The sequence below is a fragment of the Pseudomonas sp. GW822-FHT03F08 genome (genome assembly GCF_058801265.1).
Genome location: NZ_JBXANC010000017.1, coordinates 58,893 through 70,729 on the forward strand (window position 1 = coordinate 58,893; position 11,837 = coordinate 70,729).

General features: G+C 58.5%; 8 protein-coding genes and 1 pseudogene. 1 reads left to right on the top strand and 8 read right to left on the bottom strand.

Annotation, left to right across the window (positions count from 1 at the left end; genetic code table 11):
- The 4 genes from AC1RME_RS29195 to AC1RME_RS29210 all read right to left on the bottom strand — a co-directional run bounded on the left by AC1RME_RS29195 (position 1) and on the right by AC1RME_RS29210 (position 4,990).
- A complete protein-coding gene (locus AC1RME_RS29195; RefSeq protein WP_096819314.1) occupies positions 1-1,038 on the bottom strand; it encodes an ABC transporter ATP-binding protein in 1,038 nt (345 codons plus the stop codon).
- A 216-nt stretch (positions 1,039-1,254) separates the two neighbouring features.
- Positions 1,255-2,406, bottom strand: a complete 1,152-nt coding sequence (ydcS, locus tag AC1RME_RS29200) for a putative ABC transporter substrate-binding protein YdcS (protein ID WP_096819315.1) — start codon at positions 2,404-2,406, stop codon at positions 1,255-1,257.
- An 82-nt stretch (positions 2,407-2,488) separates the two neighbouring features.
- On the bottom strand, positions 2,489-3,976 hold the full coding sequence (locus AC1RME_RS29205) for a gamma-aminobutyraldehyde dehydrogenase (RefSeq protein ID WP_096819316.1): 1,488 nt from the start codon (positions 3,974-3,976) through the stop codon (positions 2,489-2,491).
- A 99-nt stretch (positions 3,977-4,075) separates the two neighbouring features.
- Positions 4,076-4,990 (bottom strand): LysR family transcriptional regulator, encoded by a 915-nt coding sequence (locus AC1RME_RS29210; RefSeq protein ID WP_007954670.1) that lies wholly within the window; start codon positions 4,988-4,990, stop codon positions 4,076-4,078.
- Positions 4,991-5,166: 176 nt separating this feature from the next.
- Here AC1RME_RS29210 and AC1RME_RS29215 point away from each other — a divergent pair, with 176 nt between their 5' ends.
- Positions 5,167-5,889, top strand: coding sequence for a tellurite resistance TerB family protein (locus AC1RME_RS29215; protein WP_096819317.1), 723 nt, complete (start codon positions 5,167-5,169; stop codon positions 5,887-5,889).
- A gap of 52 nt (positions 5,890-5,941) precedes the next feature.
- Here the strand turns inward: AC1RME_RS29215 and AC1RME_RS29220 are convergent, their stop codons facing one another.
- The 4 genes and pseudogenes from AC1RME_RS29220 to AC1RME_RS29235 all read right to left on the bottom strand — a co-directional run.
- Positions 5,942-7,072: a hypothetical protein gene (locus AC1RME_RS29220; protein ID WP_096819318.1), complete on the bottom strand. Its 1,131-nt coding sequence runs from the start codon at positions 7,070-7,072 to the stop codon at positions 5,942-5,944.
- Positions 7,065-10,745 carry a toxin VasX gene (locus AC1RME_RS29225; protein ID WP_176504821.1) on the bottom strand — a complete coding sequence of 1,227 codons (3,681 nt, stop codon included), beginning with the start codon at positions 10,743-10,745 and terminating at the stop codon, positions 7,065-7,067. The genes AC1RME_RS29220 and AC1RME_RS29225 overlap by 8 nt, the downstream gene beginning before the upstream one ends.
- A complete protein-coding gene (locus AC1RME_RS29230; RefSeq protein ID WP_096819319.1) occupies positions 10,742-11,638 on the bottom strand; it encodes a DUF4123 domain-containing protein in 897 nt (298 codons plus the stop codon). Before AC1RME_RS29230 ends, AC1RME_RS29225 begins: the two co-directional genes overlap by 4 nt.
- A pseudogene (locus tag AC1RME_RS29235) lies at positions 11,625-11,837 on the bottom strand (type VI secretion system tip protein VgrG); the annotation flags it as partial. The gene AC1RME_RS29230 and the pseudogene AC1RME_RS29235, both read right to left, overlap by 14 nt.

Genomic DNA, 11,837 nt, shown 5'->3' on the forward strand with positions numbered 1-11,837 from the left:
TCACACCCCGCTCGCAACGGTGTCGTGCAGCGGAATCATCGCTTCCCGCGCCCAGCGTGCGCTGATGCGCTGACCGGTCTGGTGTTGCGCGCTGCTATCGATCCACTGATTGTTGGCGTGGCTGATGCTCAGGGTCTGGCCATTTTCCAGGGTCAGTTCATAGCGCGTGGCGCTGCCCTGATACTGGATGTCGTGGAGCAGACCGCTGACTTCGATTTCATGGCTGGCCAGCGGGCCTTCGGCGAAACGCACGTGTTCCGGGCGGATCGAAAACGGCTGTGGATGGCCGCTGAGCTGTCGCGCCAGATCGCCGCGAATCACGTTCGAGGTACCGACGAATTCGGCGACGAACGTCGTGGTGGGTTTCATGTACAGATTGCGCGGGGTGTCGACCTGCTCGATGCGACCCTTGTTGAACACGGCCACACGGTCGGACATCGACAGTGCTTCAGTCTGGTCGTGAGTGACGAAGATGAACGTGATGCCGAGCTGGCGTTGCAGCTTCTTCAGTTCGCTCTGCATCTGTTCGCGCAGCTTCAGGTCGAGGGCGCCCAACGGTTCGTCGAGCAACAGCACGCGCGGGCGATTGACCAGCGCGCGGGCGAGGGCGACACGCTGACGCTGACCGCCGGACAACTGCACCGGTTTGCGGGCGCCGTAGCCGCCGAGGGCGACCATGTCCAACGCTTCTTCGGCGCGCTTGTGGCGCTCGTTCTTGTTCACGCCTTTGACTTTCAAACCGTAGGCCACGTTGTCCAGCACGTTCATGTGCGGGAACAGCGCGTAATCCTGAAACACCGTGTTGACGTCGCGTTGATAGGGCGGCAAACCGGCGGCTTCGGCGCCGTGAATGCGGATCGAGCCAGCGCTCGGTTGCTCGAACCCCGCGATCAGGCGCAGGCACGTGGTCTTGCCCGAACCGGAAGGGCCGAGCATGGAAAAGAACTCGCCGTCCTGGATATCGATGGAAACCCGGTCAACGGCCTTCACCTCGCCGAACTGCCGGGAAACGTTGGTGAACTGGACTGCAAGCGTCATGGTGCGGTGCTCCAAAAAGGCGAGGGCCGTCGCAGCGGCCCTGCCTGGACTTCTGAAAAACAGTATTCGAATTGATCGTTCCCACGCTCCGCGTGGGAATGCAGCCCGTGACGCTCTGCGTCAGCTCCTGCGAATGGACGCGGAGCGTCCGGTGATGCATTCCCACGCGGACGGTTCGACGCCTCGACGTGGGAACGATCGGGCTAGGGCGGCGAGTCAGCGGCCGCCCATGATCGCAATGTAATCCTGCGTCCACCGGCTATACGGCACAAACTTCCCACCCTCAGCCTGCGGCGTTTTCCAGAAAGCGATCTTGTCGAACTGATCAAACCCGTTGGTCTTGCAACCCTCGGCCCCGAGCAACTCACTGCCCTGACACGCCGCCGGAACCGCCGGCAACGAACCGAACCACGCCGCCACATCACCCTGGACTTTCGGCTGCAGCGACCAGTCCATCCACTTGTAGGCGCAGTTCGGGTGCTTGGCCTCGGCGTGCAGCATGGTGGTATCGGCCCAACCGGTGGCGCCTTCTTTCGGCACGGTCGAGGCGATCGGCTGTTTATCGTTGATCAGGCCGTTGACCTGATACGGCCAGGCGCTGGATGCGACCACGCCTTCGTTCTTGAAATCGCTCATCTGCACGGTGGTGTCGTGCCAGTAGCGGTGGATCAGCTTCTGCTGGGCGCGCAACAGTTCGAGCACAGCTTTGTACTGATCTTCGGTGAGCTGGTACGGGTCCTTGATCCCCAGCTCAGGCTTGGTGGATTTCAGGTAGAGCGCCGCGTCGGCGATGTAGATCGGGCCGTCGTAGGCTTGCACACGGCCCTTGTTCGACTTGCCGTCAGGCAGATTCTGTTCGGCGAACACCACGTTCCAGCTGGTCGGCGCGGTCTTGAACACGTTGGTGTTGTACATCAGCACGTTCGGGCCCCACTGGTACGGGGTGCCGTAGGTTTCCTTGTTGACCACGTACCACGGCGCGTCTTTCAGGCGTGGGTCGAGGGTTTTCCAGTTCGGGATCAACGCAGTGTTGATCGGTTGCACACGCTTGCCGACGATCAACCGCAGCGATGCATCGCCCGACGCGGTCACCAGGTCGTAACCGCCCTTAGCCATCAGGCTGACCATTTCGTCAGACGTGGCAGCGGTTTTCACATTGACCTTGCAGCCGGTTTCTTTCTCGAAACCGGTCACCCAGTCGTAGGCCTTGTCGCTTTCACCGCGTTCGATGTAGCCTGGCCAGGCGACGATATCCAGCTGGCCTTCGCCGGCGCCGACGGCTTTCAGCGGCTCGGCGGCCTGCAGGCTGGCGCTGGCCAGCAGGGCCGTGGTGATTGCACTGAGCAGTGCGGTCTTGTGCACGAACATGGTGAACCCTCTTCTTTAAATTATGGTCGGGGTAGTTGTGAACGCGGTGAAGCATGCCGTGGTCGGCTTGTTATTAGCGTAGTCAGAGATGCTGGCCGTGGCGTGCCATGATGTGCCGCACCACGCTGTAGTCCTGTAGCGAATCGCTGGATAAGTCTTTGCCGTAACCGGAGCGTTTCAGCCCGCCGTGGGGCATTTCGCTGACCAGCATGAAATGACTGTTGATCCAGGTGCAGCCGTATTGCAGGCGTGCGGCGACCTGCATTGCTTTATCAAGGTTCTGCGTCCACACCGACGAAGCGAGGCCGTATTCCGAGTCGTTGGCCCAGTCCACCGCTTGCGCCAGTTCGTCGAAGCGGGTCACGGTCACCACCGGGCCGAACACTTCGCGCTGGACGATTTCATCGCTCTGTTTGCAACCCGCCAGCAGGGTTGGCTGATAGAAGAACCCGGCGCCGGAATGCACTGCCGCACCGGTCACTCGTTCGATGTGCGGCTGACCGAGGGCGCGCTCGACGAAACTGGCCACACGGTCGCGCTGGCGAGTGCTGATCAGTGGGCCTATCTCGTTGTCGGCGTCGCGTTTGCCGGCGAAGCGCAGGCTGCTGACCGCCGCGCCGAGTTCGGCGACCAATTTGTCGTGAATCCCGGCCTGGGCGTAGATCCGGCAAGCCGCCGTGCAATCCTGCCCGGCGTTGTAATAGCCATAAGTGCGCACGCCTTCGACCACAGCTTTGAGATCCGCATCGTTGCAGACGATCACCGGGGCCTTGCCGCCGAGTTCGAGGTGGGTGCGTTTCAGCGTTTTGGCGGCGGCCTGGAGGATTTTCTGGCCGGTGACGATATCGCCGGTCAGCGACACCATGCGCACTTTCGGATGACCGACCAGGTGACTGCCAACCCCTTCGCCGCCACCGCAGACGATATTGATCACCCCGCGCGGCAGAATCTCGGCCAGTGCCGGAGCCAGCGCCAGAATCGACAGCGGCGTGTGCTCGGACGGCTTGAACACCAGCGTATTGCCGGCGGCGAGGGCCGGGGCGATCTTCCACGCGGCCATCATGATCGGGTAGTTCCACGGTGCAATCGAGGCGACGACGCCAATCGGATCGCGGCGCACCATGCTGGTGTAGCCCGGCACGTATTCGCCACTGAGCTGGCCGGTCTGGCAGCGCACGGCGCCAGCGAAAAAGCGAAACACATCGACGGTGGCGGTCAAATCATCCTGCCGCGCCAGATGCAGCGGCTTGCCGCAGTTCAGGGCTTCGAGGCGGGCGAGGTGATCGGCGTGTTTTTCGACGGCGCTGGCGATTTCCAGCAGCAAGTTGGAGCGTTGTTGCGGAGTCGTGCGTGACCACTCGGCAAAGGCGCGGTGGGCGGCGAGGATGGCGGCTTCGACTTGCTCGGTGCTGGCTTCGGCGATCTGGGTCAGGACTTCGCCGGTGGCCGGGTTGAGGATTGGTTCGACAAATCCTTGCCCGGCGACCAGTTCGCCGTCGATCAGCAACGCGGTGTGCATGTGGGTCTGCGCGCCAGCCATTTTCCGTGATCTCTTTTCTTGTATGGCCATGTTGCTCCCTGTTCCGGGAGCCGACCGTCTTATAGATGCAGCAAGACTAGTGCGCGGCTCCGGGGTCGACAAATTCTAAATACTGAAGGTGGCATTCGATTAAATAGATGGCTTGCGTCCGCCGTGGGGCTGTTCGCGGGCCACAGTCAGGAACGGGTCGACCAGCGCAGGGCGTGCGGTGCCACGGCGCCAGGCCAGACCGACGTCGAGGGTCTGGTTGAGGTCGGCAATTGGTCGGGCTTCGATGATGTCGCCTTCCAGTGACCATGGGCGGTAGGTCATGTCGGGCTGGATCGACACGCCCAGGCCTGCCGCGACCAGACTTCGCACCGCCTCTGTGGACGCGGTTCTGAGAGTGATCTTCGGTTGCAGTCCGGCGCCGCGCCAAAGGCGTTGGGCATTGCGATCCATCTCGTCGACGTTCAGTTGAATCAACGGCTCCCGGGCGACGTCGGCGAGGTTGATGCTGTCGTGTTCCAGCAGCGGATGCTGGGCCGGCAGCCACAAACGGTGCGGTGAATGAGTCAGCACTTCAGTCTGCAAGGCGTGGCGGTCTTCGAGGTTGGAGAGGATCAACACCCCGACATCGATCTCGCCGCTGACCAGCAAATGCTCGATGTACGGCCGCTCGTCTTCCATCACCCGGATCTCGACGTTGGGGTACGCACGCTGGAAACGAGTGAGCAAATCCGCCAGGTAATAACCGGCCACCAGACTGGTCACGCCGACGATCAACTGCCCGGCGACTTGATCGGTGCTTTGTTGCAGGCTGCGTTTGGCGTTGTCCACGGTTGCCAGAATCAAGTGCGCCTGGCGTAGAAACTGGTGCCCCTGATGGGTGAGCGTCATGCCCTTGGCGTGGCGGTTGAACAGGCTGACGCCGATTTCTTCCTCCAATTGCTGGATGGCCAGGGTCAGGGTCGATTGGGAAATGAACGCGGTCTGCGCGGCGGCGGAGATCGAGCCGGTCTCGGCCACGGCGATGAAATGGCGGATCTGACGCAAGGTCATCATGGAAGGTTTACCCGGTGGGCGGTTTTTATAGATTGCCTCGAGTGTATATCTATTTTCGCGAAGGGCTGCTGAGGGCCAGGCAACATCTGGAAGCACACTCGCACCCAAACGACGGGCACTTTCGAACTAGGCTGAGGGCCTTATTGATCCGGATAACCCCTGTTTGGAGGCGGAACATGAACACCCGTGGATTGCTCGATCAACTCCTCAAGTCCGGCCAGGATCTGCTGCAGAACAAGGCGGGCGGGGCACAGAACAAACCGGCGGCCGGTGGTTTGGGCAGCTTGCTTGGCGGATCCTCCAGTAATGGCGCACTTGGCGGTTTGCTGTCAGGCGCAGGCGGCGGTGCCCTGGCGGCCGGCGCCATGGGCCTGTTGCTGGGCAGCAAAAAGGCCCGCAAGGTTGGCGGTAAAGTCGCCATTTACGGCGGCCTCGCCGCACTGGGCGTGATCGCCTACAAAGCCTACGGCAACTGGAACGCCCAGAAAGGCACCGCCCCGCAGAGCGAACCGCAAACCCTCGATCGCCTGCCACCGGCGCAAGTCGAACAACACAGCCAGGCCATCCTCAAGGCTCTGGTCGCCGCCGCCAAAGCCGACGGCCACATCGACGACCGCGAACGCCAGCTGATTGAAGGTGAATTCACCAAGCTCGACAACGATCAGGAGCTCAAACACTGGCTTCACGCCGAACTCAACAAACCCCTCGACCCTACCGACGTCGCCCGCGCGGCGAGCACACCGGAGATGGCCGCCGAAATGTACGTGGCGAGTGTGATGATGGTGGATGAGGAGAACTTCATGGAGAAGGCGTATCTGGATGAGCTGGCGAAGCAGTTGAAGCTGGAGCCGGGGTTGAAGGCCGAGTTGGAGAGGCAGGTGAGGGTGGCGACCCTCTAAGTTATTGAGTCAAGGCTGCATCAGTGCAGCCCTGTTGTCTTGAGTGGCATGACTACGCACGTTTCTTGCCACTTCCCTTATTCAAATAAACCTGGGCAAAGATCTCAGTAATGGCTCGTTGGGGTGTGCGCCGCTTTAGCGCTCGAACTTCCTCGCTCAAACGGATAAGGTCTTCGCTAGGCTTTGCCCATTGTTCTTCAGGCAGCGGCTCGGACCAGGAGCGCATGGCATCAGGCAATGCTCTACGCCCGACTTTTGCGATTCGACGTACTTCCCATTCGACAAGAAGGTTGGGCAAGGTCCAGAACGTCATAGCGTGGTAGAGATACCAGAAAAAGGCGTAAGTCCAACCGACTTCCTTTTCACGTATACGGCGATGCAGGCGCGCTCGGGCATTGCGCAAGGTGTGCATGCCTTCGTGGGGCGGATCATCGGGGCCTTGCAAATCCATGGGGTCTTGAATGCTTTTGAGGTCGTGGACTTCGTATTCCATATACGCGCGAACGGCTTCCCAGTGGGCAATCGCCAATGGCATCCCACCGCACCTGAATTCAACACTGACCCATTGTCCTTGATGGTCAAAACCCATACCCATGCCGTACTGGCGACGTACCCCGTATTGGCTGGCGCCTTGTGCCTGGACGACCCAGGCGCAAAGGGATTCCCAAGGGACGAAGACCGGCGCCTCGGCGCCCGTTGGCATGAAGCAGACTTCCCGGCGCTGGCGGTTGAAACGGGTCGGTATGACTTTGGTATATTTTCTGTGGTTGTAAAACCACACGGTGAGACCGATGCCCAGGCCGGAGAGAAACATCCAGATGGCGGGCTCTCGAGTAGCAATAAAAAGATCCGAGCTGAACTCCAAAGCGTCCTTCGATGCGTAACCGCTCGTCGCAACGATGAGTCCGACCAGCAGCGGAATACCCAAAACAATAAAGAGCGCAGCAGTAAATGGCCCACCCAGTGTCATTTGCCAGGAGAACACTTGAGGCTTGCCGCCACCGAAATCCAGATACGTATCGTTGAGATCACTCACGTGAGGGCTGTGTGGCGTTGAGTCAGTGGGCAACGGCAAAGGTGCCAGATAGGTCGTGCTGCCCAAGGGAAAGTGCTCGATATCTCCGGCACGGTAGCGTTTCGTTTTTTTCGGATCGAACGGCTCCGATACAAGGGCTTCAGACATGCGTAGCAGATTCCAGCATCAGAGGCTCCACGGGGAGCAGAGGTGCGTGAGGAGGAGGTGGCACTCGATCTAACGAAGGGAAAGCACCCGTGCCCCTCGGATCAAGACGAATGTAATGGGTTCTCTGCTGAGGTTGCCCGCTGGAGCTGGTGCTTTGGATCGCTACGACAAGCATCAACTCTTCACCAGATTTACCCACTATACGTTCATTGGTCTGCGGGTATTCGATGCAGAGAACCATTTGGTTGTCTTCCACGCGACGTATTCCGGCCACTACAGGCTCACTGAGAATTTCCCAGCGCTCTGTGGTCTGTGCCCGATCGATGAGGATGGAATTGATGCGGTACGCCCCGATGTTCAACTGATGACTGGCCTTGCCTGCTAGAGGTGCCGTAAACGCTGCCGTATCAAGCCCTGGAAGCAGCAGATGGATGTCACCGATTTTGGCTCTGAGTAAAAGGTTTTTCCACCAGGAGTCATATTCGACGCGACCCACCTGCACTGAAGGCGCCTGCGTAACCTCTATCAGAGAGCGCTGGTATTGGGCGAGGCTCATAAATTTGCGTTTGCTCGCGTCCTGACCCCATGGTGTGCTTTGCAACCATTGGTCGTGCGCACTGGTGTTGTAGTAGTTGTAAACATAGTTTCCACCCAGCTCCAGGGCCGTAAACAAGGCCCCGGCCAGGTTCGCACGGAAGAATACGCTTGATAAACGGGCGCCTGAGGCAGCCCACGCCGCGGCTCTGACTGCTCCTTGTTCTGCCGCAAGTACGGAGTAAGTGGCGTGTAGAGTGCTGCCCATTCCATAAGTATTGCTTGCCAGCAACCCACCAGAGCCGGCCATCGATATGATCGCCCCAGTCTGAGCCCCGTCGTTTCCGCTGCGAACGGCTTGCTCCCAACTGCTTTGATAGCTTTTGAGGCTGGCACCGGCAGCGTAAACCCCCAACAGATAGGTCATCGCTCCCAAGCCGACATGCAGTTTGCCCATCTGGACCTGGAGGTTTCCTATCGCATGATTTTGCAAGCCTTTTGCCAGAAGGTTGCTGCGAGCGGTCAATGCTGTATCGAAAATGCCTTGAGCAGCAGCAAAGCCCGCTGCGCCCGTGGCCACCGCAGCATTGATTACCGGTGTTAATACGCGCTTGTTTTTGCTCTGGTTGAACGTCTCTATGGCTACCTGCCGCAAATTCAACGCCTGCACAACAAACAATAATAACGCCGCCCCATCTCCCATCAGATTCTGTTTCGGTGCTGCTTTTACACCGTTGCGGAAGTTCTTCATCAAACCCGATATTTCCTGTTGGTTCGCCGGGGGGAAGACAACAGTAATACCGGCGCGCGCAGGTGTCGCTCCATACAATCGAACGCTGTTATCCGGCACGTCGCCAATAGGGCTGAGGCCGCCGGCCAGTCGAGCTGCAGTACCTTCCAGCTGCTTTCGGGCAAGTTCTATTTCAGCCTGAAGCTGTTGAGCTTTCGGCGACTTGTGACCTGACGTGCGTTTGACCTGGTTGCGCTTGCGATTGAGTTCTTGCAGGTGTGTCTGTTCTTCGAGCAGATCCTTGAGCGTGCTTTTGAGCGCAGTTCTTTCGGCGTCCGACGCTATGGTAAAGGTCACGCCCTCGCGCCTGGCGGCATCCAGAATTCGAGTCGGCAATGCCTTGGGCAGGCGCCGGAACAGTTGATCAAGATCAGGCATCGCCTGCCCTTTGAGCACCTGATCAAAGTCGGCCAGTACTTTTTCCATGCCACGACTCAGCGCCGGGCTCATTGTCTGCTGGGCGGCATCGGCTACCGCGCGAGTATCTTCCGGTAGCTGATCGAGGGCAGGCAAACGGTGTTCTTCGATTTTTTTGAGGCTTTTCACATACTCGGGCGCGCTGTTGAACAACGTGATACCCGCTGCCTGCGCGAAAGCATATTGAACCCAGAGAGCCGTCTGTTCACTGTAGGGCAGTGCATAAAACATGGGGCGGCTGAATTGTGGTTCCTTCTCAAGGAATTTCAGAACCGCATCGCAGGCTTCATCACTGCGGCAAATATCCTTCAGGCAAGCGTATTCGGTCGCAAACGACTGGCCGACCTGTTTGGCGATCAGAGGGTCGTAGTACCAGGCAGACTTGTGAAAGCGCCCGGCGCACAGCATTGCCGTTCGATCAGCTGTAATGTGCTCAAGCAGTTTGTTCCAACGCTTGAGGGACGCACGATGCTCGAACAAGGCGTTGTCCATCGCTTCACGATCAATCAGATCATTGATGCCACGCTGGCCCATTTTCGCGCCATTGAGAGCGTCCTTGATCCGGCGATCCTGCTCTCTGCCGAGCTTCAGCAACGCTTCGAAGTGTTTGTCGACGAAGTCTTGCGGACAGCCGCTGAAATGTTCGCGCGTGTAATAGCTGCGATCGGTGCCTTCGATTTCTTGACTGGCGACGATCTGCCCGGCGGAGGAACCGCCATACATGGCTACTTGCGACGCATGATCCAGCGCCTGCCGTTGCAATCTGGCAAGTTCAGGGGGTACCGGACTTCCTTTCGGCGGAGTCATCAACCCGCCTTTGTTAAGGTATTCGAGTATGGCCTGGCGTGTAGTGCCTTGCTCGGGTTCCTTCATCTTTTCCAGGTCGCCGAGCATCAACTTGATGGCTGGGTCGTCACTTGAGTCACCCAGGCTCCCCATATCCTCGCGGGTCAGTTGGGTCAGGGATTCGATATAGCAGGCCAGCAGATAGTCACGCTCGTTGGCTTGCTCTTGCGCTCCGCCGTTAGCCCAGGCGGTTATCCAGTCGGCCACCTGATCCTGATAATTGGCAAGGTCACGAAGCACGCCAATATGATCCTCGACCACGAGGTAGAGAACGTCCTGTTGATATTCGGCTTCAATACAGCCACTCAGAGGATTCATGGACGACTCACGAAAGTACGCAGGTTTTTCCCACAGATAGGGCACCCGCTCTTCTTCCGGGTAGGAGTAGACCTTGACTGAAGGAATGAACGTGGCTTTTTCTTCCGGTTCATTGCGTTTGCGCCGCTCAGCGTTTTCGGCATCCTCGACAGCTTTTGCTTCAGCCTCATCCTGAGCATTCTGCTCACTCTGTACGCGAGCAGTCGCGACCTCGGCCAGCCAACGCTCGGCAAGAGCGGGCGTCAACAGGCTTGGGCCGCCCGTTTCGCAGTTGGCCTGACTCAGCTTGACGGCCTGCATGAAGAACTTGCGTTCAGATTCACTTTTAAGCACCTGGCGACACTTTTTCGCGGTCCATTGCACTTCTGAGTAAGTGACATAAAGCGTGCTGCGGGTCGAGTACGCCAGTACCGGTTTCCTGATTGGCTTGTCCCGCATATCGCTTTGAACTTCAGTGCCTTGCCAGAGCATTGCGCTGACCAGTCCATCAACGATTCGATATTCCGACAGCTCGCCGTTCTGACTGTCGATCACATAGAGCCAGCCATCGCGCAACAGACGTATGCCCACAGGGCGGGTGGCGAGCGTATAAGGGACAGGCACTTCACTTGATGGATCCAACGCCTTGCCATCGACCAGCCCGTAGCGCAAGGGAATCAATTGAATCTTGCCTTTCATCAGCCAACAGGCTCCCGTGGAGCACTTGGCATCTTCGCGGCTGGCACTGACGTTATTCGGATTTTTTCCCGGGGAGGCAGTGGTCGTCATCCTGGATTCCTTTGCAGGCTTTCAGCCCTTTCCTTGGCGATACTCGCTATATGCTCCAATCGCTGTGTAGGTGTTTGCTCTGAAGTCGTTTCAAGTAAAACATTGAGGTCCGGATGTTCCTTCAATGCCGTTACGCCGAGGAAGCCATGGAGGTTGGCATAGAGCGTGATATCCAGTTCACTGCAAAAGCCTCGCTCATAGGACTGTGAGGCAAGCTCATTGAGGTATTTCCAGCGCTCCGGTTTTTGCAGATGCGCCTGAAACGTCGGAAAGTATTCCTGCATATGCTGGTCAAGGCGCAAGACTACGGATCTGAAATTGACTTCACCCAGCAGTGCGATTTGTGAGTCGTTGAGTTGGTACGGTTTTACGTGAGAAATCGCAGGGGCATTCTGGGGGCGATGGTGTTGATGCCAGCATTGCAACGCCGTATCAGCAGTCAGTATCTCTGAGCAGGGGCCGAACAGTCGGGCATCCTGTTGCTCTGTTTGATCAAGCAGAGCATGCACAACGGCGGGGTCGGCTACGCGCAGGAGCACCTCGGTACCTTGTGGATGGGTAACGCAGATCAGCCAGCGAAAGTGATCTACCACGGAATCCCAGGATTGATCACTGAATACCAGATAACCCCACTCTTGATCCGAGTTTGTCAGAAACTGCTGAAAAATCGGGTCGTTCTGTCCGCTCAGGCGTATGAGACACGGCGAAATATCGTTCAACTCACTCCAGCGAGTTCCCAGATAAAGAGGCTCGAAATCCGGAGCGCTCGACCACGTATACAGCTGTCTGGGCAACTGTTCGACACTGACGCCATCCAGCAGCAACGCGACTGTTTTGTTCCATGGGAGGTCGCGGGGGAGTTGGTCTGCGAGCGACCTGTCAGGCGTTTGCATTTAATGCCTCCAATCGGGCCTTCTCGCACACTGCACAAATCGGCTTCTTCTGCATCAACGCCTGCCGCTGCGCCGGCACCAACAACTTCCCGGCCTTGTCCGCATCCGCCTGCTTCAACGGCCCCGGCATCAACGGCGCCGCACCGGTCCCGCTCCCCGGCCCACCACCGGAGTTGATATTGATCGCCGGCCCACTCAT

Bases quoted from the DNA above. Each gene is read 5' to 3' on its own strand.
- ydcS (WP_096819315.1), bottom strand. From the start codon at position 2,406: ATGTTCGTGCACAAGACCGCACTGCTCAGTGCAATCACCACGGCCCTG.
- AC1RME_RS29195 (WP_096819314.1), bottom strand. From the start codon at position 1,038: ATGACGCTTGCAGTCCAGTTCACCAACGTTTCCCGGCAGTTCGGCGAG.
- AC1RME_RS29230 (WP_096819319.1), bottom strand. From the start codon at position 11,638: ATGCAAACGCCTGACAGGTCGCTCGCAGACCAACTCCCCCGCGACCTC.
- AC1RME_RS29225 (WP_176504821.1), bottom strand. From the start codon at position 10,745: ATGACGACCACTGCCTCCCCGGGAAAAAATCCGAATAACGTCAGTGCC.
- AC1RME_RS29210 (WP_007954670.1), bottom strand. From the start codon at position 4,990: ATGATGACCTTGCGTCAGATCCGCCATTTCATCGCCGTGGCCGAGACC.
- AC1RME_RS29215 (WP_096819317.1), top strand. From the start codon at position 5,167: ATGAACACCCGTGGATTGCTCGATCAACTCCTCAAGTCCGGCCAGGAT.
- AC1RME_RS29220 (WP_096819318.1), bottom strand. From the start codon at position 7,072: ATGTCTGAAGCCCTTGTATCGGAGCCGTTCGATCCGAAAAAAACGAAA.
- AC1RME_RS29205 (WP_096819316.1), bottom strand. From the start codon at position 3,976: ATGGCCATACAAGAAAAGAGATCACGGAAAATGGCTGGCGCGCAGACC.